This is a genomic window from Paenarthrobacter sp. NPDC056912 (assembly GCF_042786555.1).
In the GTDB taxonomy this organism is placed as follows: domain Bacteria; phylum Actinomycetota; class Actinomycetes; order Actinomycetales; family Micrococcaceae; genus Arthrobacter.
This window is the reverse complement of the sequence record NZ_JBHUCD010000007.1, coordinates 136,867-157,292: the sequence shown is the minus strand read 5'-3', so window position 1 is coordinate 157,292 and position 20,426 is coordinate 136,867. Positions and strand designations below refer to the sequence as shown.

Annotated in this window: 21 protein-coding genes; 11 read left to right on the top strand and 10 right to left on the bottom strand. The window is 63.8% G+C overall.

Annotation, left to right across the window (positions count from 1 at the left end):
* Positions 1-5 precede the first annotated feature (5 nt).
* Entirely contained in the window at positions 6-827 is an 822-nt protein-coding gene (locus tag ACFRJ9_RS10050) for an aldo/keto reductase (protein ID WP_377667023.1), read from the bottom strand.
* 220 nt (positions 828-1,047) lie between these two features.
* On the opposite strand from ACFRJ9_RS10050, the gene ACFRJ9_RS10045 reads away from it, so the two are divergent.
* A complete protein-coding gene (locus tag ACFRJ9_RS10045) occupies positions 1,048-1,929 on the top strand; it encodes a helix-turn-helix transcriptional regulator (RefSeq protein ID WP_377667021.1) in 882 nt (293 codons plus the stop codon).
* 54 nt (positions 1,930-1,983) lie between these two features.
* Here the strand turns inward: ACFRJ9_RS10045 and ACFRJ9_RS10040 are convergent, their stop codons facing one another.
* On the bottom strand, positions 1,984-2,193 hold the full coding sequence (locus ACFRJ9_RS10040; RefSeq protein WP_377667018.1) for a dodecin: 210 nt from the start codon (positions 2,191-2,193) through the stop codon (positions 1,984-1,986).
* A gap of 206 nt (positions 2,194-2,399) precedes the next feature.
* On the opposite strand from ACFRJ9_RS10040, the gene ACFRJ9_RS10035 reads away from it, so the two are divergent.
* Positions 2,400-2,831: a universal stress protein gene (locus ACFRJ9_RS10035; RefSeq protein WP_377667016.1), complete on the top strand. Its 432-nt coding sequence runs from the start codon at positions 2,400-2,402 to the stop codon at positions 2,829-2,831.
* Positions 2,832-2,911: 80 nt separating this feature from the next.
* On the opposite strand, the gene ACFRJ9_RS10030 is transcribed toward ACFRJ9_RS10035, so the two are convergent.
* The 4 genes from ACFRJ9_RS10030 to ACFRJ9_RS10015 form a co-directional block, all read right to left on the bottom strand.
* The gene (locus ACFRJ9_RS10030) at positions 2,912-4,588 is read right to left on the bottom strand and encodes a thiamine pyrophosphate-binding protein (RefSeq protein ID WP_377667014.1); all 1,677 of its coding nucleotides are present in this window, start codon (positions 4,586-4,588) and stop codon (positions 2,912-2,914) included.
* On the bottom strand, positions 4,585-5,391 hold the full coding sequence (locus ACFRJ9_RS10025; RefSeq protein WP_377667012.1) for a cyclase family protein: 807 nt from the start codon (positions 5,389-5,391) through the stop codon (positions 4,585-4,587). The genes ACFRJ9_RS10030 and ACFRJ9_RS10025 overlap by 4 nt, the downstream gene beginning before the upstream one ends.
* 7 nt (positions 5,392-5,398) lie before the next feature.
* Positions 5,399-7,024, bottom strand: coding sequence for a phytoene desaturase family protein (locus ACFRJ9_RS10020; RefSeq protein WP_377667011.1), 1,626 nt, complete (start codon positions 7,022-7,024; stop codon positions 5,399-5,401).
* A 195-nt stretch (positions 7,025-7,219) separates the two neighbouring features.
* A complete protein-coding gene (locus tag ACFRJ9_RS10015; protein WP_377667009.1) occupies positions 7,220-7,369 on the bottom strand; it encodes a hypothetical protein in 150 nt (49 codons plus the stop codon).
* 216 nt (positions 7,370-7,585) lie between these two features.
* Here ACFRJ9_RS10015 and ACFRJ9_RS10010 point away from each other — a divergent pair, with 216 nt between their 5' ends.
* Positions 7,586-8,500: an AraC family transcriptional regulator gene (locus ACFRJ9_RS10010; protein WP_377667007.1), complete on the top strand. Its 915-nt coding sequence runs from the start codon at positions 7,586-7,588 to the stop codon at positions 8,498-8,500.
* A 72-nt stretch (positions 8,501-8,572) separates the two neighbouring features.
* Here ACFRJ9_RS10010 and ACFRJ9_RS10005 read toward each other — a convergent pair whose 3' ends face one another.
* Entirely contained in the window at positions 8,573-9,274 is a 702-nt protein-coding gene (locus tag ACFRJ9_RS10005) for a FadR/GntR family transcriptional regulator (protein ID WP_377667005.1), read from the bottom strand.
* Positions 9,275-9,351: 77 nt separating this feature from the next.
* On the bottom strand, positions 9,352-10,155 hold the full coding sequence (locus ACFRJ9_RS10000; RefSeq protein ID WP_377667003.1) for an alpha/beta fold hydrolase: 804 nt from the start codon (positions 10,153-10,155) through the stop codon (positions 9,352-9,354).
* A 128-nt stretch (positions 10,156-10,283) separates the two neighbouring features.
* On the opposite strand from ACFRJ9_RS10000, the gene ACFRJ9_RS09995 reads away from it, so the two are divergent.
* The 6 genes from ACFRJ9_RS09995 to ACFRJ9_RS09970 all read left to right on the top strand — a co-directional run bounded on the left by ACFRJ9_RS09995 (position 10,284) and on the right by ACFRJ9_RS09970 (position 16,127).
* On the top strand, positions 10,284-11,771 hold the full coding sequence (locus tag ACFRJ9_RS09995; protein WP_377667001.1) for a four-carbon acid sugar kinase family protein: 1,488 nt from the start codon (positions 10,284-10,286) through the stop codon (positions 11,769-11,771).
* A gap of 77 nt (positions 11,772-11,848) precedes the next feature.
* Positions 11,849-12,751: an NAD(P)-dependent oxidoreductase gene (locus ACFRJ9_RS09990; protein ID WP_377666999.1), complete on the top strand. Its 903-nt coding sequence runs from the start codon at positions 11,849-11,851 to the stop codon at positions 12,749-12,751.
* Between the two features lie 103 nt (positions 12,752-12,854).
* A complete protein-coding gene (locus tag ACFRJ9_RS09985; RefSeq protein ID WP_377666996.1) occupies positions 12,855-14,321 on the top strand; it encodes a GntP family transporter in 1,467 nt (488 codons plus the stop codon).
* The gene (locus tag ACFRJ9_RS09980) at positions 14,321-15,196 is read left to right on the top strand and encodes a class II fructose-bisphosphate aldolase (protein WP_377666994.1); all 876 of its coding nucleotides are present in this window, start codon (positions 14,321-14,323) and stop codon (positions 15,194-15,196) included. The genes ACFRJ9_RS09985 and ACFRJ9_RS09980 overlap by 1 nt, the downstream gene beginning before the upstream one ends.
* 39 nt (positions 15,197-15,235) lie before the next feature.
* Positions 15,236-15,628 (top strand): DUF1304 domain-containing protein, encoded by a 393-nt coding sequence (locus ACFRJ9_RS09975; protein WP_377666992.1) that lies wholly within the window; start codon positions 15,236-15,238, stop codon positions 15,626-15,628.
* A 58-nt stretch (positions 15,629-15,686) separates the two neighbouring features.
* Positions 15,687-16,127 (top strand): VOC family protein, encoded by a 441-nt coding sequence (locus ACFRJ9_RS09970; protein WP_377666990.1) that lies wholly within the window; start codon positions 15,687-15,689, stop codon positions 16,125-16,127.
* Here ACFRJ9_RS09970 and ACFRJ9_RS09965 read toward each other — a convergent pair.
* Both ACFRJ9_RS09965 and ACFRJ9_RS09960 read right to left on the bottom strand, forming a co-directional pair.
* A complete protein-coding gene (locus ACFRJ9_RS09965) occupies positions 16,124-16,543 on the bottom strand; it encodes a VOC family protein (RefSeq protein WP_377666988.1) in 420 nt (139 codons plus the stop codon). The genes ACFRJ9_RS09970 and ACFRJ9_RS09965 overlap by 4 nt on opposite strands.
* 65 nt (positions 16,544-16,608) lie before the next feature.
* Positions 16,609-17,628: an Lrp/AsnC family transcriptional regulator gene (locus tag ACFRJ9_RS09960; protein ID WP_377666986.1), complete on the bottom strand. Its 1,020-nt coding sequence runs from the start codon at positions 17,626-17,628 to the stop codon at positions 16,609-16,611.
* A gap of 112 nt (positions 17,629-17,740) precedes the next feature.
* Between ACFRJ9_RS09960 and ACFRJ9_RS09955 the strand changes: the two genes are divergently transcribed.
* Together ACFRJ9_RS09955 and ACFRJ9_RS09950 are read left to right on the top strand one after the other, a co-directional pair.
* Positions 17,741-19,159, top strand: a complete 1,419-nt coding sequence (locus ACFRJ9_RS09955; RefSeq protein WP_377666984.1) for an MFS transporter — start codon at positions 17,741-17,743, stop codon at positions 19,157-19,159.
* Positions 19,159-20,364 carry a M20 family metallopeptidase gene (locus ACFRJ9_RS09950; protein WP_377666981.1) on the top strand — a complete coding sequence of 402 codons (1,206 nt, stop codon included), beginning with the start codon at positions 19,159-19,161 and terminating at the stop codon, positions 20,362-20,364. Before ACFRJ9_RS09955 ends, ACFRJ9_RS09950 begins: the two co-directional genes overlap by 1 nt.
* The last annotated feature ends 62 nt before the right edge of the window (positions 20,365-20,426 follow it).

Sequence of the window (20,426 nt, the reverse complement as noted above, 5' to 3'; positions counted from 1 at the left end):
TTTTGCTAGAACTGGGTAAAAGCTGCGACGGCGGGATCGGAACCAATGCGGGCGCCCGCCTCCAGGGCGGTGATGGCCGCCAGTTCGGATTCGCTGAGGCTGAGGTCCGCGGCACCGAAGTTCTCGCGCATACGGGTGGAGTCTGCGGATTTGGGGATCACGATGGTTCCCTGCGCAAGATGCCAGGCAAGGATCACCTGCGCCGGGGTGGCGTCGTGGGCCGCCGCCACCAGGGCCACGACCTCAGCGTTGAGGTCCTTGCCTTGACCCAGCGGGCTGTATGCCTCAACAGCGATTCCCAACTTGCGGCACTTTGCCGCAAGCTCTCCCTGCTGGAATGTGGGGTGGAGCTCGATTTGGTTGACGGCCGGCACCACGTCCGTTTCCCGCAGCAGCGTGTCCACGTGGTCTGCAAGGAAGTTGGAGATACCGATGGCCCGGATCTGCCTGTCCTGGTGGAGCTTCTCCATTTCCTTCCACGCCTGAGTGAAGAGGCCCTGCGAGGGGACCGGCCAGTGGATCAAGTAGAGGTCAATGACCTCCAAGCCCAGCGCTTCCCGGCTGCGCTGGAAGGCATCGTAGGCTTCGCCTTGCTCCCCGTTGCGAAGCTTGGTGGTGATGAAAAGGTCTTCCCGGGGGATCCCGGCGGCGGCAATGGCGGCCCCGACACCAGCCTCATTCCGGTAGGCGGCAGCGGTGTCGATGTGGCGGTATCCCGCTTCGAGGGCGTCCTCCACTACCTTCTGCGTTTCATCCGCAGGGACTTGGAAGACACCGAATCCGAGCTGGGGGATGGTGACGCCGTTATTCAATGTCAGCTCTGGCATGACGGTCTCCTTTGACGGAAATGGTTATGGATGCGACGCTCCAGGTTCCTGTTCGGCAGCATGGAGCTGGTTTCCAGAAAGCGTTTTCGGAGGCACTGTACTGAGCCTATGCAGTTTTTGCCTTGGAGTCAGCAATCCTGCATGATCCTGTTTTTCCTAGGTCTGGTAGTCCTACCCAGAACGGTGGCCTTTGGCACGCTACGGGCGGCAGAATGGACAGATGGGTCAAAGCGCCGAGTTCGGCAAGTTCCTCAAAGTCATGCGTGCCCGCCTGTCTCCGGAAGACGCAGGAACACTCGAGTCCAGTGGTTCCCGCAGGGTGCCCGGGCTCCGCCGTGAAGAGGTTGCTCGACTTTCCGGAGTGAGCACTGACTACTACACGCGCCTTGAGCAGGGCCGCAACATCCATCCCTCCAAGGCCGTCCTGGAGTCCGTGGCACGCGCGCTGCGCTTGGACGCGGGGGAGCAGGCGCACATGATGGATCTGCTGGAGCATTGCGCCAATTCCGCCAGTAGTCCGGGACCCGTACAAAAAGTACGGCCCGCTTTGCGGCAGTTGCTCGACGCCGTCGGGGATGTCCCCGCGATGGTGCTGGGCCGGAGAGCTGACGTCCTGGCAGGAAACCGTATGGCGCAGCTGCTGTTCGCTGACTTCGCCTCGCTGCCTGCCCCGGAGCGGAACCTGACTCGTTGGATCATTCTGGACCCTGTGGCCGGGGCCTTGTTCAGGGATTGGAAGACCGTAGCCGCCGAGGCCGTCGGAGCTCTGCGCATGGATGTGGGCCGCCACCCGAACGATCCCCAAACCAACCAGCTCGTGGGCGAGCTCGCCGTGCACAGCGACCATTTCCGCCAATGGTGGGCCGGACACAGGGTGGCCTCACGGTCCGCGGGAACGGTCCGGTTGCACCACTCGATCGTCGGGGATCTGGAACTGAACTTCGAAACCCTGAGTCTCCCGGACGACCCCGACCAATTGCTGCGGGTGTATTCCGCCAAGGCGGGCTCGCCGTCGTCGGACGCTTTGACGCTGCTCAGCAGCTTTGGTGAGGTGGGCACCCAAGCTGAGGTCAAGGAGCCCGCGCGCCGAGATGACAGTTAATGCCAATGTTTTTCAGGAACATTGGCATTAACTGTCATCTCGCGGGAGGGTGAGTCAGCGCTCCAGGCGGAAGCCAAGCTTGATGGTGACCTGCCAGTCGGCGATTGCGCCGTCCTCAAGGTGACCTCGGATCTCCTTGACCTCAAACCAGTCCAGGTTGCGCAGTGTCTGGGAAGCCGCTGCGATGCCATTCCTGACTGCCGCGTCCACGCCCTCGGAAGAAGTTCCTACAATCTCGGAAACGCTATATGTGTGGTCAGCCATGGTGCTCCTCATCATCGTCTCTGAATCCCTGGAAAGCCGGCTCGCCGGGCAAGCCGTTCATGCAGACTAGCCCACGGATCTCCTCGCGACCAGAGTCCGTACGGGCTCCAAACACGCGAGTCGTCAACGAGCTATCCCGGCCGATCGTGATGGAGTGTAGATTTTCTTGGAGCACCACTCAGTGAATCCCACAACCAGGAGTACTCATGTCAGAAGTTATTGTCGTCGGCGTTGACAACAGCGAAACGGCGAAGCGGGCAGCAGTGGCAGCAGCGAAGCTCGCCACCGCACTTGGCGCCGAACTGCACGTGATCAGCGGCTTTTCCGACGACCGCATCGAAGAGTTCGGCAGCGGCAGTGACCGGATCACCGTCTCCTCGGCGGACTCCGCAGAGTACGTGGCCCGCAAGGTGTCCGAGGAACTTGAAATCCCCGGTGGCAGCGTCAAGTATTTCGCGGCCCGCGGTACTCCGGCCAATGCCCTGATCAACTATGCCGAGGCCAACAACGCCTCTCTGATCGTGGTGGGAAACAAGCGGATGAAGGGCCTGGGCCGTGTCCTGGGCAGCATCGCCAACAGCGTGGCGCACGGAGCTCCGTGCGATGTCTACATCGTGAACACGGACATCGACGCGTAACCCACCCAAGTAACTAGCAGAACAGGCCGTTTTGAGGGTTCAAAACGGCCTCTTCTGCTACCCAGTTGGGTGTCCCGGGGCTAGTGGCCTTGGAAGGCTTCGGCCAGCCACCACGAGCCGCCGTCGGAGGCGATTTTCGCGTCGATCACCAACGGCCGGTCTTGGGTCCCGGCGTGGTAGTCGGCAATCCACGGGCGCACGGCTTCGAGGTCGGCCGGGGTTCGGACGGTGACGCCTTCCGCCCCGAATCCGCGGGCGATCGCGGCGATGTCGGTGTCAGGGAACACCACGCTGGAGAGTTCTTGCTCTGAGTGCTGCGAAGCGAAGTGGTGGACTTCGGCTCCGTAGGCGGCGTCGTTGTAGACGATGCAGACCAAGGGCAGTTTCAGTCGTGCCGCGGTCTCGAGTTCGCTGATGCCCATGAGGAAGCCGCCGTCTCCTGCGCCGAGGACGGGCAGCCGGTGCGGTTGGGCGAGGGCGGCTCCGATGGCCGTGTACAGGCCCAACCCGATTGCCTGGAATGCTTGGGTGAAACAGAATCCGAACTCGTCCGGCACAGCAAGGTACTGGCTGGGGTAGCCCATGAAGTTGCCAGAATCCACGGCAACGATCCGCGCGGCCGGGAGCAGGGTATCGAGTTCGCGGGTGAGGACGCGCGGATCAATGGACGTGGCCGTGGACAGGTCTTCTGTCTCCACGTCCCGCCACCGCGAGCCCTGTTTGATGGCCAGGGCGTTGGCTTCGGTCCGGTACTTTTCCGCCGGTTCGGGCTGCACGCCCCGAAGCGCCACCAGAGCGTCGGCCGCGGTCAGCCCCGAGTCACCCAGCAGGCCCAGGGTGATGGGCCGGTTGGCGCCCAGAGCGGCATCCTCGACGTCGATTTGGACCACCTTGGCGTCCGGGGAAATCAGCCGCCCGTGCCTCATGGTCCACATGTTCAGCGCGCAACCCCAACCCACGATCAGGTCCGCGCCACTGATCAGTTCGGCGGTCAGCGGGGAGGAGAAACCGCCCGAGATGCCGAGGTTGTGCGCATCGCCGTTGAACAGCCCGCTCGCCACCGCCGACGTCGCCACCAGCGCCCCGGCGTGCTGGGCGAGTGCGAGGATTTCGTCCCGGGCACCGCGCCCGCCGCGTCCGGCGACGAATACGGGCCGTTCAGCATTCGCAATCAGCTCCACGAGTTTTTCCACGGCAGCAGCGTCCGGGCGCACCTTCAGCGGGACAGGCACGACGACGGCACTCACCTCGTACGCAGCGGTTCCGCTTTGGACGTCCAACGGCAGACTCAGGACCACGGTTCGGCGCTCATTCACCGCGGTCCGGAACGCCCTGATGGTGTCCGCGACGGCGGTGGCGGGGGAATGGATCCGTTCCGCGACGGCACCGACGCTGCGGGCCAGGGCATCCTGGTCGATCTTGAAGTTCGAACGGATCGCCGCGGCCTGGGTATCGGCCGTGAGCACAATCATGGGGGTGCGGCTCTTCGCTGCCTCGCCGATCCCTGTGATGGCGTTGCTCAGCCCACAGCCTTGATGCGTGGTGACCACTCCAACCTTCCCGGACATCCGCGAGTAGGCGTCGGCCATGGTGGCCGCGCCGCCCTCGTGCCGGGCGGCGGTGAACGGGATGCCCTGGGCCATGAGTGTGCTGGTGACATCGAAGTTGCCGCTGCCCACCACCCCGAAGACATGCCCGACGCCGAGCTTGGCAAGTGTCCTGCCCACCAGGGTTGAAACCCGGACCTGCCCACTCATGCGCGCTCCACCGCGCCTTTTTCAGCCGCGTGCTTTTCTACCAGCGCGTACACCCGGCTGGGGCTTCCCGTCCCGCCCACGATTGGCAAGGGAGCTACCACCAGCGTGGCGCCCGTGACGGGGAGCCGGTCCACATTCCGGAGCGACGTCACCCCGTACTTGTCGGCGCCCAGCAAGAACGAATGGACCGGGAACATCGGATCCAGTGCCCCGGCTTGGCCGGCGTCGATGCCCACCGTTTCCACGCCGAAGCCGCTGATCGAGGCGTTTCCGGCGAGCCACTTGGCACCCGCGGCGGAGACCCCGGGAGTGTGGGGTCCGGCGTCGTCCGCGTTGACGAAAGCCGCAGCGTCAGCGCCGCGGACCGCCCACCCGGTCCGGAAAATGACCCAGCAGTTCTCCGGGAACAACCCATGCTCGGACTGCCACTGCTCGAAATGCTCCGGTTCCAGCAGGAAATCCGGGTCTTCCGCTACCTCAAGGGATTTGTCGATCACCACCACAGGCCCTACCAGGCGGTGCGGTTCGATCTGGTCCACGGATTTGCCGTCCTTGCCCGTGATCCAGTGGACCGGAGCGTCCAGGTGCGTCCCGGCGTGCTCTCCCACGGTGACGTCGTTCCACGCCCACGCCGGTCCGGCGTCGTCGAAATTGCTCACCGGCGAGACGGAGAGCCCCACCGTGTTCGCGAACGGCTGGGGCAGGTTCAGGATGGGGGTTTCGGAACTGAGCGGTGTGGTGAGGTCGATGATCTCCACCGAACCATTCGAAAGGGCTGCAGTGAGCCCGGCCAGAACAGACATTGTTCTCCTATCGCTTGCTTGGTTTCAGTGCTGCTTGAATACGGGAAAATCGTGAAGGTTTCGCGGTCAGTTTCTGCGCCACCAAGTGTCCCGAGCCGCCCGACAGCCCGGGCCCGGGATGGGTTGAAGCGCCGATGTGCCAGAGACCTTCGACGGCGGTCTGGTGACCTGCCGCCTCGGGGAACGGCCGCCACAGGAGGTTCTGGAAGAGCTCAGCAGATCCGCCGTAGGGGTCGCCGTTCACTGCATTCGGGTTGGCGGCGGCCAGGTCCGTCGGTGCGATAACGTCCGAGGCCAGGACAGTGGCGCGAGTGCCCGGTGCGAACTGCTCCAGCCGTGTGAGGACGCGGTCCAGGTAGCCCCGTTTCAGTTCTTCGGTCCAACCGCCGCTGACATCGAGTTTCCCGGAAGCGTCACCCACCGGGGTGAAAGGCACTTCCTGCAACTGCAGCCACAGGGTCGCCTTGCCCTCCGGTGCCCGGGACGGATCCAGGATGCACTGCTGTCCCACTACCACGGTGGGTTCATGCGGGAGCAAGCCCGCTTCAGCCTGGGCGCAGGCTATGCCCGTGCTGTCCGAACCGTTGCTGATATGCACCAGCGGCACCTTGTTGAGCCGGGGATCGAGCCATTCAACAGGCTTGTCCAAGGCCAGATGGATCTGCATGGCCCCGCGGCCATTCTGGTACCGCGCTGCTGCTGTGGCCGCGGCCGGCGGAGGCTGGCGGAGCAACGAAGTGTAAAGGGCCTGGGGAGAGACGTTCGCCAGCACGGTGTCAGCAGTGACCAGGCCCTGCGAGGTCCGGACGCCGGTGACGGCTGTGCCCGAAACCAGGATTTCTTCCGCTTCAGTCTCCAGCATGATCCGGACCCCGTTGTCGCGCAGCAAAGTCTCAAAGGCCGCAACAAAGTGTGAAGCGCCTCCCTTCACCACCGGGAGTCCGAAGCCGTGCATGCTCATGGCCATCACGGGCAGCATCACCCCGCCGGTTGCCTGGTCCGGACCAATCCCGGCGTGCAGGAGCCACGGCGCCCACAGCTGGTCTGCCTCCCAGCCATCGAACCGGCTGCGGACGTAGTTTCTGCCGCTCATCACGGAGTCCCGGACAAAAGCCTCCGTCCCGGAGAAACGCCCGCGCCGAACAGCTCCGAAAGCGATCTTCGCGACGTCCTTGAAGGATCGAAGCTCCGCCCCGAAGGCCCCGAAAACGGTGCCTGCGTTGCGGCCGAGGTCCTCGAGCATTGCCAAGTAAGCGGCATGGTCACTAGGACTCTCGAAGTCCGTCTGCGCCGGGTCCCTGTGCGCGATCGCGATGCGATGGGCTCCCGAGCCAGGGTCCGCGGCGATGCTGGCGGTCACGGGTCCGGCAGTGTTGCAATACTCCAGGCCGCGTGAATGAAGCTCTTCCCCGAGCGCCGAATAGGCGCCACCGGACACGAACAGCGGGTGCCAGGAGGAGAGCGAGTCGTGGATGAAACCGGGCAGCGTCCGCTCCGAGGAATGGATGAAGCCTCCCAAACGGTCCGCTTGCTCAATGACGCACACGCGTTTTCCGTCCAGGGCAAGCTCCGCTGCTGCCACAAGCGAATTGATGCCGGATCCAATGATGGCGACGTCAACGGAATCGTCCATGACCGCTCCTTTCAGAAGTGCCTAGAAATCAGGGTGAGTGGCTGTTGCTGTCTTGCCTTCAAGTCCTGACATCCTCCATGCCTTTCCAGTATTTACCATGTTGCAGAAATATGACGTGCGTCATGATTGTTCTGAGTGCGACTCTAGACAGCGGCGGCAGTCCGGAATATCCACTTGGCGCGAGGATCATCCGAATTACGCAGGGTCGTCCTCTTCTTCGTGCCAACCAACCCAAGCCGCGGAGGTGAGTTGGACGTCTTTGGCGTGGAGCTCCGCCGCCCAGAGTTCGAAGTGGTTCCGCTCCCATTCGTCCCGACGGTCGTGTATGAGCTTGATGTTCTGCACTGATCCTCACCTCGCTTTCGGCACTGTTATCGTTGTGTGAGCTGGGTCATACTGGTCTTGGAAACGACTCTAGATAGATGCTGCAATCCGGAATATCCACTGAGCGTGAGGATCATCCGAAAAGCGAAAACCCCTGAACTGACCCTGTGAAGTAGGTGCCGATTGGTGAGGATTCTTCCCCGGGATGTTCTGCGTGGGCGTCCAACTATGGTCACGATGGACGTCGACGAGGCACACGAGAAAGTCTCCGAGCTGTTCTGCGGACATGAACTATCGCCGCGGACCCGGGAAACGGCCGTTGCCATGAAGCTGCGCTCTTTGCACCGCGGCGATGTGGGTATTGAGTTCCTGGACTACGGCGCCGATGTCCGGATTGAACCGGATGGCCTGAACGATTTCCATCTGGTGCAGATTCCGCTGGCAGGGCATGCGTCCATGCGCGTGGGATCGAGCACGGTGGAATCCTCGCCGCAGCGGGCGACGGTGCCTCCACTCGACCGGCCGTTCTCCATGAGCTGGGACGGTGGAAGCCCGCATTTGATTGTCTACGTCCGTCGCTCAGCGGTGGAACGCGTGGCAGGGCAGCTCTATGGCGAAAGCGCTGTGGAGCTGGGCTATGGCATGGACCTCGCAGGTGCCGCCGGTCGCGCTTTCTTGAGGTCCGTCGTCGAACTTCATGACGACATGATCAGCCAGCGGCAGTCCACGGCCCCGGCGTTCGTCCAAGGGTTGCTTGCGGACAGCATGGTGTCACGGTTCCTGATGGCCATGGAAACGCCTGCGGGTGAGAGTCGCGACGTGGACGCCGAAAGCCGGTTGGTGCGGGAATGCCGTGAGTTGCTGGAGCGGCATGCCTTCGAGGAATTGACGGTGCCGGACATTGCTGAGTGCCTGGGTGTTTCAGTCAGGACCCTCCAAACCGCGCTGCGGGCTGAAACCGGTGCGACGCCGTCGGACTTGCTGCGGAGTATCCGGCTTGATCGCGCCCGGGAGATGCTGCTGGAAGCAAGCCCGCGCGAGCAGACCGTCACGTTTATCGCGGAGCTCTGCGGCTTCACGCATCAGGGGCGCTTCTCCGCGCTGTATCTGAAGACCTTCGGCGAGCTGCCCTCGGAGAGCCTGCGCCGCTGACCCAAGTAGCTGGCATTTGTGGTTGTTCTGAGCCCTCAAAACAACCACAAATGCGAGTCAGTTGGGCGGTTGTTACGCCTCCAGCACGAACGTCTTCAGGTCGTCCAGCGTCTGCTGCATGTGGGCGTCCATCGCGAGCCGGGCTTCATTGGGATTGCGGGATTCCAAGGCAGCGGCAATCTTTCGGTGATGTCCGATTGCATGTTCCTGGATCTCCGGGAAGGCGGAAGTCTCCGTGCGTCGGGCTTCCAGAACGCGATGCAGCGGTTCGAAGAGCACGGCCACAAACACGTTGCCCGAGGCATGGAGGATGACGTCGTGGAAGGCGAGATCCGCTTCAACGAACCCGGGGAGGTCGTTCACCTCGTGCGCCGACTGCATCTTTTCCACATGCTCCTTGAGCACGGTGAGCTCGGAATCGGAGATGCGTTCCGCGGCGAGTTCGCAGGCGCCCGTTTCCAGCATGCGGCGGAGCTCGATCAGCTGGATCGCGGCGGCTGCATCCTTGGTTCCTTCAGAAGCTGCGCGCAACACCGCCTCCAGTGACGCCCACTGATTCAGGGGGTTGACGAATGTTCCACGCCCCCGCTCGACGCTGAGGATCCGTTGCGCTTCAAGGGTTTTCATGGCCTCACGCACCGTCATGCGGCTCACCTCGTGCTTGGCGCTGAGCTCAAGCTCGCCCGGTACCACGGTTCCGGGCGGAAATTCGCCCGCGATGATCCGGTCCAGCAACTCATCAGCCACGACGCCGACCAGCGACTTGCGTGCCATGTATCCCCATTTCCTGTACTCCAGACCGCCCGACGCCCCGCGGATTTTCCCCCGGGGCGGGTTGGTTGTCAGACATCTTACGCTGGCGGTGGCCAGCTCGTTTCCCAAAATCCATACAATGCCTCGGCGCATGCATCCGGATGCTCCCAGTGCACACTGTGACCGGCGTCGGGAATCGCCTTGAGCTGCCGCTGCGGTCCTGATGCCACGAACGTCTGCATCTGCTCGATGGACCGCACGCGGTCCCCGATTCCGGCGATCACCAGCAGCGGCGCGTGAACGCGCCCGGGCACTGAAGGTTCGACGCCGGTCATGGACGCCTGGGCGCTGGCGGCCAGAACCGTGAACGGAACACCGAACCCTTGGCTGAGCCGCTCCATGTCCTCGCCGGCCAACGGCCCGTACCAAGCGTTCATGAGCTTCGCCTTGGTTCCGGCGTCGAAAAATCCTTGCTTCAGCTGTGACACGAGAAGGTTCTTGAAGCCCTCATTTTGGGGAGCCGGAACCATTCCCACCAGCGTCAACGTGGCCACAAGCTCCGGACGGGCTGCGGCCAGGGCCAGGGAGACGCTGCCGCCCATGGAATGTCCCACCAAATGCACGGGGCCGCCACCCCGGGCGTCCACGGCCGCAGCTACCGAAGCAGCCGCGGAGTCCAACGTCCATTCGAAATCGAGCGGCAGCTCCTGCCCTGGGTGATAGCCCGGAAGGTCGAGAATCCAGACGGGCCGGCCCGCGTCGAGCAGTCGCCCGGCGAGGGGTTCCCAGTAGATGGAGCCGGACGCCCAACCGTGGATCAACACGGCTGGAATCTGTTTCCCAGCGGAAGCCGCAGGTGTGCGGGCATCCACGAAGGGGAGCGGAACTGCGCTGTTGCTCATGCGTCCAGCGTAGTGACGCCGGGCACCTTGCGCCGTGAGGAGCCGTGTGTCACACTAATTCAAATGTTAGATGTCAGACATCTTACATTCACTAACCGCAACAGAGATTTCCCACGATGGAGTGCACAGTGACCCTTGAAGCCGACGTACTGGCCGCTTTCCCGGCGGAAGTCCAGATTCCTGCTCAGCTGGTTGCCGACGCCGTTGCGGCGTCCTCGGCAACGTCCCCCCGCGTCCTGGTAGTTCTCGACGACGACCCCACCGGCACGCAGTCCGTTGCAGATCTGGCGGTCCTCACCCGCTGGGAGGTCGCAGACTTTACGTGGGCGTTTACCCACATCCGTGAGAACCAGACCAAGCCGGCCGTCTACGTCCTCACCAACACCCGGAGCCTGGATCCGACAGAAGCCGCAGCCCGCAACGAGGAAATCGTCCGCAACGCACTGGCCGCAGCGGCTGGCAACGTACGCCTCGGGTTCGTCAGCCGGAGCGACTCCACCCTCCGTGGCCACTACCCGCTGGAGCCGGACGTCATCGCCGCCACCGTGGCTGCTGAAACCGGCGAAGCCACCGACGGCGTGGTGATCGTTCCAGCCTTTCCCGACGCCGGTCGCGTCACCATCGGCGGGGTGCACTACATGCGGGGCGCAGCAGAAAACCTCGGTTCCCTGACTCCCGTGGCCGAGACGGAATTCGCCAAGGACGCGAGCTTCGGTTTCGCCAACTCCGAGATGGCGAAGTATGTGGAGGAGAAGTCGCAGGGCCGATTCCCCGCCAGCGACGTCATTGTCCTTGACCTGAACATCATCCGTGCCGGCGCCTCCGCCCAGGACCCGATGATTTCCGCCAAGGCAATTGCCGACGCCATTGAGTCCGCTACCAACTCCACCCCGATCGTTGCCGACATCGTCACCGAGAACGACTTCCGCGCACTGGCCCTCGGCTTGGAGGAAGCGGAACGCCGCGGCAAGAAGCTCCTCTACCGCGTTGGTCCGCCGTTCGTCCGCGGCCGCATCGGCCAGGAAATCCGCACCGCGCTGACCCCCGAAGAAGCCTTCGCGGGCAACACTCCCTCCACCGCCGGCGGATTGATTGTGGTGGGCTCGCACGTCGGTGTCACCACACGCCAGCTCAATGACCTCACGGCAGAGCACAGCTCGGCTCGCACCATCGAGATCGATGTCGAGAAGCTGCTCGAAGCAGAAGCCGACACCTACATCGCAACTGTCGTGTCCGACGTCGTGAACGCCCTCCGCAAGGGCGACGTCATCGTCCACACCAGCCGCCTGCTCATCAAGACCGACGACGCCGCAGCGAGCCTGAAGATCGCCCGCACCGTCTCGGCCGCCGTCGTGGCTGTTGTGAACCGGACGTTGAAGACCTTCCCGCCGCGGTTCGTCATCGCCAAGGGCGGCATCACGTCCTCGGACGTGGCCGCGCACGGCTTGGAAATCCGCCACGCAATCGTCGGTGGCCCCATGCTCCCCGGCATTGTCTCGCTGTGGGAGCCGGTGGACGGTCCTGCGAAGGGCATCCCGTACATCGTCTTCGCAGGCAACGTGGGCGATGACCAGTCACTGACCCAGGTCACCCGCAAGCTCAGCGCCACTTTCTAAATCCCCGCCAGCCCCCTAACCTCGCAAGCTCGGCCAGGGAACCCGGCAAGCGTGGGCCCTATTCAATGGAGAACACCATGACCAGCAGCAACTACACCGTCACCGTCCTGGGCCTCGGCGCCATGGGCCTGCCCATGGCAACCCGGCTCGCATCCGAGCTGACCGTCCACGGTTTCGACATCGCCGAGCCCCGCCTGGAGCTCGCCGCGGCGGCCGGAATCAAGACGTTCGCCTCGGCCCGCGAAGCTTCCCAGGGCGCTGACGCGCTGCTCCTGGCGGTCCGCAACGGCGAGCAGCTCAACGATGTCCTCTTTGGTGAGAGCGGCGTGGCCTCGTCACTGAAGCCGGGCGCCGTCGTGATCCTCGGCAGCACCGTCGGCACAGAGGCTATCCCGGCCACGGTGGCCAAGCTGGCCGAATACGGCGTTTCGCTGGTGGACGCTCCGCTGTCCGGAGGCCCCAAGCGTGCCGGCGAAGGTGACCTGCTGATCGTCGTGGGCGCCGAGCCCGAAGCACTCGAAAAGGCGCGTCCCGCGCTGGAACTGCTGGCTTCCACCCTGAGCATCGTGGGTGACAAGCCCGGCGACGGCCAGGCACTCAAGACCGTCAACCAGCTCCTGTGCGGCGTCCACATCGCAGCTGCGGCCGAAGCGATGGCCCTCGCCGACGCTCTCGGCCTCGACCAGGCCAAGACGCTCGCAGCCCTCGAAGCCGGAGCAGCCGGTTCCTTCATGCTCTCCAACCGCGGCCCGCGCATCCTCGAGGCCTACTCCGAAGACGGCGCCGAGGTGCTCAGCCGCCTGGACATCTTCGTCAAGGACATGGGCATCGTGGGCAAGGCAACCCGCGCCGCCGGACTCGCCGCACCCGTTGCCGCAGCCGCAGAACAGCTTTACCTCCTCGGTCAGGCCCAGGGCCTCGCCGCCGCCGACGACTCCGCCGTCATCAAGGTTGTCGCGCCCTCCAAGCGCACCGCCTAACTCCACCCCCACAAGAACCCGCGACGACGGCGGTCCCCCCTTCGCCGTCGTCGCACCTCCCGCCGGTCTTCTTTAGACTGGTCTGTCAAAGGAGACACCCCCAATGAATCCCCTCGTTAACTCGTTGATGGTTCGGGCGGCCGATGCCCCCGCCATCAAGCCCGCAGTGGAGCTGGGAACACCCCTTCTGCTGACCATCGCCGCAGCAGGCATCGTCCTGCTCCTGGTGCTGATCATTCGCTTCAAGATCCAGGCCTTCGTTGCACTCCTTGCCGTCAGCATCCTGGTAGGCGTTGCAGCCCAGATTCCGCTGAAGGACATCTTCACCGTGGTGGCCAACGGTGTGGGCAGCACCATGGGCAAAGTGGCATTGCTGATTGCCCTGGGCGCCATCCTTGGCCGCATGATCGAGGTTTCCGGTGGCGTGCAGTCGCTGGCCACCCACTTCACTGAGAAGCTCGGCGCCAAGCGGGTCGCCATCGCTTTGACCGCGGTCGGCTTCCTCGTGGCGATCCCCGTGTTCTTCGAGGTGGGCGTGATCGTCCTCGTCCCGATCGTCTACGCCTTCGCCAAGATCGCGAACGTGCACCCGATCAAATTCGGCCTGCCCATGGCCGGCATCATGCTCTCCATTCACGTTGCCGTCCCGCCGCACCCGGGCATCGTTGCCGGTGCTGGCGTCTTCGGCGCGGACATCGGGCTCATCACCCTGATCTCGCTCATCATCTGCGTGCCGCTCGGTTTCCTGTCCTACTGGGTTGCCAGCATCATGAACCGCAAGGACTACGAGCTTCTCCCCGGCGTCAAAGCCCAGGTGGATGAATTCGGTTCCGACTCCCTGGTCCACGTTGGCCACGACGGCCCCGGCGCCCGCGCCATTGCTCCTCCGCGTCCCGGCCTGATCATGTTCCTGATCGCCGCTCCGATCGTCCAGATCCTGGTTGGCACCGTTGGCACGTTGACCATCGCCAAGGACAGCTACTGGTACGGCGTGGCCGCGTTCATCGGCAACCCGTTCTTCGCGCTCCTTGTAGCGGTAGCGCTGTCCTTCTTCCTGCTTGCTGTCCGCCGCAACTGGTCCCTCAAGGAAACAGGCGAGATCTTCGAAGGCGCACTGCCTCCCATTGCGTCCATCCTCATGGTTGTTGCCGCCGGCGGCGTGTTCGGTGAAGTCCTCCGCACCTCCGGCATCGGCGCAGCACTGTCCCACACCCTGGACAGCCTGGGCTTGCCGGTGATCGTGCTCGGCTTCATCATCTCGCTGGCGCTCCGTGCCGCCCAGGGTTCGGCGACCGTCGCCATCGTGACGACGACGGGCCTGCTCACCTCTGCCGTCATGGAAGGTGGCTATTCGCCCGCCCAAATCGCAGTCATCGTGATCGCCATCGGATTCGGCGCGCTGGGCCTGTCGCACGTGACCGACGCCGGCTTCTGGACCGTGGTCCGCTACTACGGGCTCACCGTCTCCGATGGACTCAAGACCTGGACCGTCCTCACCACCATCCTCGGCCTGGCCGGCTTCGCGCTGAGCTACGTTGCCTGGATCCTGGTGGGAGGCCTGGCCCACTGATGCGCGCCAAACTCGACCACCTCGTCAGTTCTGCCCTGGCTTCAGGCTCAGCCGTTCCGGCGTTCACCTGCTACGACTTCACCACCGCCCTAGCTGTTGTTTCGGCGGCGGAAGAAGCACGGCTTGGCGTGATCCTGCTCGTCGCCCCGAAGACTGCGTCCACCGGCAATGGCCTGAGGCTCATCACGGCACTCCGCGGCTTGGCTGACTCTGCCGGCGTCCCGGTCTCCGTCCAGCTGGACCACGCGTCCGACCTCCAGGTCATCCGCGATTCCGTGTCCGCCGGTGCCGATGCGGTCCTGGCTGACGGATCGTCGCTGCCCTACGAGGACAACATCGCCCTGGTCCGCGAGGTCCGTGCCGAGCTGGACGCCCAAGGTGCTTCCGACGTCGTGATCGAAGCGGAGCTCGGCGGCCTTGCGGGCGATGAGGACAAGGCATTTGGTGCCGAAGATCCAGCGCACGACGCCGGCACTCCGGTTGCGGGGCTGACGAACCCCGCGCAGGTGGCCGACTTCGTGGAGCGCACGGGTGCGCAGCTGCTGGCTGTTGCCGTGGGCAACGTGCATGGCAAATACAAAGGCGAGCCCAACATCCGGTGGGACGTGCTCCAGGATGTCGCCGCCCGGACCGGCGTGCCCTTGGTGCTCCACGGAGCCTCCGGCATCCCCGCCGACGAGTTGGCGAAGGCTCCCGCAATGCAAGTTGGCAAGGTGAACTTCAACACGGAGCTCCGCACGGGAATCCTGTCCACCCTGGAGACCGAAACCGCCGCACACCGGGCCGACGGGGAGAATCTCCAAGGCCTGTTGGCTCGCTGGAACACTTCCGCGGCGACGTTCGCGGGCGCCACGCTGGAGCTGCTCAGCGCCTAACGGCCCGGCTCAAGAACACGGGGAGGCTAGGATCAAACCATGATCCTGGCCTCCCTGATTTTTGCCTTGCTTGCGGCAGTGCTGCACGTGTACATCTTCACCATGGAGTCCATCACCTGGACCAAACCGGCCACCTGGAAACGCTTCAGCCTTACCTCCCAGGCCGACGCCGAGACCACCAAGTCCCTTGCTTACAACCAGGGCTTCTACAACCTGTTCCTGGCCATCGGTGCGCTGATCGGCATCATCGCCGTGGCCATGGGTGCCCCGCAGGTCGGCTGGACCCTCGTGTTCAGCAGCTGCGGTTCCATGCTTCTGGCCGCCTTGGTGCTTGCCGCCAGCGGAAAGAAGTACCTCCGCGCAGCGACGCTGCAAGGCACCACACCGCTTCTCGCCGTCGTGCTTGGCGTTCTGGCCGTGACCATCAGCTAGCTTTCGGTACAGCCAGCGCCACTAGAGCTATTCGGTTCGCCTTGGTAGCTTTCAACGCATGGCCATCAAACTTGAGAACGTCGGCATTGCGGTTCGTGACCTCGAAGCCACCATCGCCTTTTTCACCGATCTGGGTCTGGAAGTCGTCGGCCGTGACACGGTCAGCGGCGAATGGACCGACACTGCCGTAGGACTGGACGGAAACCACGCCAAAATCGCGATGCTCCAGACCCCGGACGGTCATGGTCGACTCGAACTCTTCGAATACATCCATCCCGAAGCGATCGAGTCGGACCCGACCCTGCCCAACGACATTGGCATGCACCGTGTGGCCTTCTCGGTAGACAACATCGAAGAAGCCCTCGAGATAGCCGCAAAGCACGGATGCCATCCCCTGCGCGGGGTAGCGAACTACGAGGACATCTACAAGCTCACCTATCTTCGGGGCCCCAGTGGAATCCTGGTGATGCTCGCCGAGGAACTGAAAAAGACTGACTAGGACGCCGGCGGACCAGCCTGGGCAGCGGCCTCGTCCATCCACAGGACTTCCCAGTGGTGGCCATCCAAGTCCCGGAACGCGCGGCTGTACATGAATCCGAGGTCCTGTGCGTCGTAAGTCTCCGAGCCGCCGGCTTCGAGGGCTTTGGTGGCCAGGGAATCCACAGCTTCACGGCTGTCCGCCGAAAGGGCGACAATTGCCGCCGTCGAGTTCTGCGTGTCCGCGATGGGCTGCTTGGTGAACTCGGCGAACTTGGCATGAGTCAGGAGCATGGCGTAAATGGTGTCGCTGAAGACCACGCAGGCAGCAGTTTCATCGGTGAAGTTCGGATTGATGGAGTAGCCGAGAGCCGTGTAGAACGCCTTGGAGGCCTCGAGGTCGCTGACGGGCAGGTTCACGAAAATGGAGGTTGTCATGCGTCTGATCCTGCCGGTGTTTCGACGCCTCGTCCAGACCCCGGGCGGCCGCTTGCGGACATCGCCTAGGAATCACTCCTCCACAGAGGCAGCGGCACCACGCTCAGGCTGCGTCCGGTCTCGTCGAGAATATGGCCAAGGCGCTTGTAGGTCCTGACTACCGCTTGCCGTGAGATCACCGTGCTGCCGGGGGCACGTTCGGCCAGTTCCCGCTCGAATGCCTGGGCTTCCAAATAGTCGCGGACCCACAACGTGACAACCAGGTTCTGGGCGCCGAGTACTTGGGCGCTCAGCCGGCAGTTCGTCTGTGCGGCGAAGTAGCGGCCGACGTCGTCGACATACTGGGCAGGGACGTTGAGCATGAGCGTCACTTCCCGCAGTCCCCTGTTCGCAGCCGTGGACGCGTCGCACCTCAATGTGATGTAGCCGGACGCGAGAAACCGTTCCACCCGGCGTCGGGCAGTCTGGGGCGATACACCGCAGGCGGCACCCAGTTCAGCCCAGTTGGCCCTGCCGTCCTTGGCGAGTTCCTCCAGCAGTGCGACGTCCAATCGATCAGGGGAGTAGCCTGCCGGCGCGGGCTTGGCTTCCGTTGAGACCAGCCGTGCGCGGGCGGGTTCGAGTGTTCCGCTGCGCCATTCGGAGGCCTGCCGGTACAGCTTGGTGACGAAGACAACCTCGCGGTGAGTGACGCCGGGCAGCCTGGAGAAGGACCCTGTCACAATGTCCATGAGTTCCTCATGGCTGGAAGCGAAGCAATCCATGAAGACATCGTGGGAGCCGGTAACCATGGAAACCGTGCCGAAAGCCGGTTCCGCGCACAGCCGCTGGATCAGCGCCTCGCTTTCGCCCGGCAATGAGGACAGTTGGATGAACGCGGACCACCCGGCGCTGAGGTAGCGCTGCCCTGGAGACGGGGTGATCCATGCCAGCCTCTGCTCGGCCATGGAGCTCCAGCGCCGGGCAACCGTGGGACCGGACAGCCCCAGCGCATCCGCAATGCGGCTCCATTCCGCCCGGGGATTGATCTGGAGGGCATTGACGATTTCAAGGTCTAACTCTGAGATTGTGGTTGATTCGTTCAAAATTTGCTGCCTCAAATGGTTTTCTTACAATCTGAGGCTCAGTGTAATCGACGGTTCTAACGTTGTGACTCGCATCACCACCGGCGAATCCGCCCTGGACTCAAGGAAACACATGGCAAGCAAGACAGCACCTCCTGCGGCAGCGGCCACCACGCGCAGGACCATTGCGGGGATGATCCTGGCAATGGCATTAATCGAATCGCTCAGCGGCGTCACGCAAGGGTACTTGAACCCCATCCTGCCTGCGCTGGGACCGGTATTCGACATTGACGACCCCACCATCAACGGCATTTTCCTCATCTCCAACGTCAGCTTCGCCGTCCTCACGCCCATCATTTCGAGGCTGGGCGACAGCTACGGCTACCGCCTGGTGCTCCGTTGGTCCACGGGCGTAGTGACGCTGGGCGTGCTGCAGATGGCCCTGTGGCCATCGCTCTGGACGGTGACCCTCGGCGTCGTCATGCTCACCTGCGTGGTGGGCTTCATCCCGCTCATGATGGGAATCCTCCGAGTTACCAGCCCGGCCCACACCCGTACGGGGGTCAGCGTCATGATCGGCATGCTCATGATCATGGTGGGGGCCGGCGGACTGCTTGCCGGAATTGTCGGCGTCACTGATCCCACCTTGGGTTTCTGGGTTGCCGTGCCGTTCGCGGTGATCGCTTTCGTCTGTTCCTTCCTCCTGCCCGACGCCGGGATCCCCACCCGTGAGGGCATCGCCCTGGCGCCACTGCTGGCATGCTCGCTGGGTCTCATTGGCTTTGTTGTGGCGCTCTCGATGGCGCCGGAATGGGGCTGGCTGGACGTCCGTACGATCGCCGCAGGTCTGCTGGGGCTCGCCCTGCTGGCGTTCTGGGCCAAACGCGACTACACCGGCGCCGCCGGACAGCGGTTCATGGATCTGCGCATGCTGGCCAATCCCCGCATCCGCGCCATATCCGTGGCCACGTTCTTCTTCGGCTTCGCGTCCATCAGCTACTTCGGGACCAACGGCATCTTCCTGCATTCCAACCCGGACAAAACAGGCTACGGGTTCGCCCTCAGCCCGCTGATGATCGCGATTGTCCTGGCCCTGGCCTCAATACTTTCCCTGGTTTCCTCACTCCTGACGGCGCGGGCACTCCGGCGTTTCGGTGAACGCGCCACCTTGGTCTTCGCCGGTGCCCTGCTGGCAGGGGGCTTCCTGGTGATGGTCGTTGCCCACGGATCGTTCACGGGATACTGCATCGGGTTCGCCATGTTCAACCTCAGCCTGGGGATGTACCAGGCAGGAACGCGCTCGCTGTCAGTGGAAGGCGTCCCCCTGGAAGAAACCTCGACGGCGGCCGGCCTCAACGAGCTTGCTTTGTCCGTTGGAATCGCGGTGGGCGCGGCTGTGGTCAAGCTGATCTCCTCCGCTTCTGCGGAGTCCGGCCACATTACCGAAGCCGGACTGTTCTCCATCTGGGGCGCCTTGGCAGTGGCCGCCCTGATCGCCGCGGCGGCCAGTGCACGGTACCCGAAGCGACAGGCTGCTGAGGTGACAGCGTGATGACTGGACACAACACCCAAACCCAAGATGCCGCCGTCGTGCCGGTATCCAATGACGAAATTGAGTCCATCCTGACGGCTGCGCTGCAGCGCTGGAAGCCGGAGATCCTGGACCTCAGCCATGCCATCCACGCGGATCCGGAGCTGGGCGGCCAGGAGTTCCGTGCCGTCAAAAGGGTGCGGCAGGTGCTGAGGAAGGCAGGGTTCACCTTCGATGACCCGCAGCCGGATCAGCCCACGGCTTTCATTTCACGCTTTGGTTCCGGCGAGCTGGTGGTGGCGCTCTGCGTTGAGTATGACGCCTTGCCCGATATCGGCCATGCGTGCGGGCACAACGTCAACGCGGCAAGTGCCGTGGGAGCAGCGCTGGCCCTGGCGGCCGTGGCAGACGAGCTGGGTATCACCGTCAAAGTGCTCGGAACTCCTGCCGAGGAGACCACCGGCGGCAAAGTGGACCTGATCGAGGAAGGCTTCTTCGACGACGTATCCCTGGCCATGATGGCGCATGCCGGTGCTGAGGACGTGGTGGGTGGCTCGTCCTTGGCCATGTCCATGTGGGATGTCTTATTTGAGGGCCGCCCCGCGCATGCGGCAGCGGCTCCCTCGCAGGGAGTCAACGCGTTGGACGCTCTGGTGGTTGCGCAGACGGCCATTGCGTTGGCGCGGCAGCAACTACCTGCAGGCTCGATTGTTTCGCTGATCGTCACCGAAGGCGGAAGTGCCGTCAACGTCATTCCCGAGCGTGCACGGGCAAGCGTGGAAATGCGGGCTCCCGCGATCGGACAACTGCGCGTCATCCAAGAGAAGGTCCGGCGCTGCCTCGAGGCAGGTGCCCACGCAAGCGGCTGCACAGTGCAGATCACCCCCTCCGGCAACGACTACGCCGAACTGCGTCAGGACACCTTCCTGTCCAGGGCCTACCAGGAAGGGATGAAGGCCAAGGGCCGGGAGGTTGCCTTCAACACCGATCCGGTGGCGTCCACCGACATGGGCAATGTCTCGCAGCTGGTGCCGTCCATCCACCCTGTTGTGGGCTATGACGTGCGGGGCGCGGTTCACCACACCGCCGAGTTCGCCGCTTTCGGCGCTTCTGCGGGCGCTGACAAGGCGGTGGTGGACAGTTCGTTCGGCATGGCCGCGGCTGCATGTGCCGCCGCCATGGACCCCGGTCAAAGGGAGCGGCTGCTCCGCCGGACGGCACGTTAACCGGACGGCAGACTAAAGGCCGCGGTCCGCATGCTGGCTCCTTTCCTCGCCCGGGCGGAGAA

What these genes read in the sequence shown, in the direction of transcription:
- ACFRJ9_RS10050 (WP_377667023.1), bottom strand. Translation starts at nt 827, where the DNA reads ATGCCAGAGCTGACATTGAATAACGGCGTCACCATCCCCCAGCTCGGA.
- ACFRJ9_RS10045 (WP_377667021.1), top strand. Translation starts at nt 1,048, where the DNA reads ATGGGTCAAAGCGCCGAGTTCGGCAAGTTCCTCAAAGTCATGCGTGCC.
- ACFRJ9_RS10040 (WP_377667018.1), bottom strand. Translation starts at nt 2,193, where the DNA reads ATGGCTGACCACACATATAGCGTTTCCGAGATTGTAGGAACTTCTTCC.
- ACFRJ9_RS10035 (WP_377667016.1), top strand. Translation starts at nt 2,400, where the DNA reads ATGTCAGAAGTTATTGTCGTCGGCGTTGACAACAGCGAAACGGCGAAG.
- ACFRJ9_RS10030 (WP_377667014.1), bottom strand. Translation starts at nt 4,588, where the DNA reads ATGAGTGGGCAGGTCCGGGTTTCAACCCTGGTGGGCAGGACACTTGCC.
- ACFRJ9_RS10025 (WP_377667012.1), bottom strand. Translation starts at nt 5,391, where the DNA reads ATGTCTGTTCTGGCCGGGCTCACTGCAGCCCTTTCGAATGGTTCGGTG.
- ACFRJ9_RS10020 (WP_377667011.1), bottom strand. Translation starts at nt 7,024, where the DNA reads ATGGACGATTCCGTTGACGTCGCCATCATTGGATCCGGCATCAATTCG.
- ACFRJ9_RS10010 (WP_377667007.1), top strand. Translation starts at nt 7,586, where the DNA reads ATGGACGTCGACGAGGCACACGAGAAAGTCTCCGAGCTGTTCTGCGGA.
- ACFRJ9_RS10005 (WP_377667005.1), bottom strand. Translation starts at nt 9,274, where the DNA reads ATGGCACGCAAGTCGCTGGTCGGCGTCGTGGCTGATGAGTTGCTGGAC.
- ACFRJ9_RS10000 (WP_377667003.1), bottom strand. Translation starts at nt 10,155, where the DNA reads ATGAGCAACAGCGCAGTTCCGCTCCCCTTCGTGGATGCCCGCACACCT.
- ACFRJ9_RS09990 (WP_377666999.1), top strand. Translation starts at nt 11,849, where the DNA reads ATGACCAGCAGCAACTACACCGTCACCGTCCTGGGCCTCGGCGCCATG.
- ACFRJ9_RS09985 (WP_377666996.1), top strand. Translation starts at nt 12,855, where the DNA reads ATGAATCCCCTCGTTAACTCGTTGATGGTTCGGGCGGCCGATGCCCCC.
- ACFRJ9_RS09980 (WP_377666994.1), top strand. Translation starts at nt 14,321, where the DNA reads ATGCGCGCCAAACTCGACCACCTCGTCAGTTCTGCCCTGGCTTCAGGC.
- ACFRJ9_RS09975 (WP_377666992.1), top strand. Translation starts at nt 15,236, where the DNA reads ATGATCCTGGCCTCCCTGATTTTTGCCTTGCTTGCGGCAGTGCTGCAC.
- ACFRJ9_RS09970 (WP_377666990.1), top strand. Translation starts at nt 15,687, where the DNA reads ATGGCCATCAAACTTGAGAACGTCGGCATTGCGGTTCGTGACCTCGAA.
- ACFRJ9_RS09965 (WP_377666988.1), bottom strand. Translation starts at nt 16,543, where the DNA reads ATGACAACCTCCATTTTCGTGAACCTGCCCGTCAGCGACCTCGAGGCC.
- ACFRJ9_RS09955 (WP_377666984.1), top strand. Translation starts at nt 17,741, where the DNA reads ATGGCAAGCAAGACAGCACCTCCTGCGGCAGCGGCCACCACGCGCAGG.
- ACFRJ9_RS09950 (WP_377666981.1), top strand. Translation starts at nt 19,159, where the DNA reads ATGACTGGACACAACACCCAAACCCAAGATGCCGCCGTCGTGCCGGTA.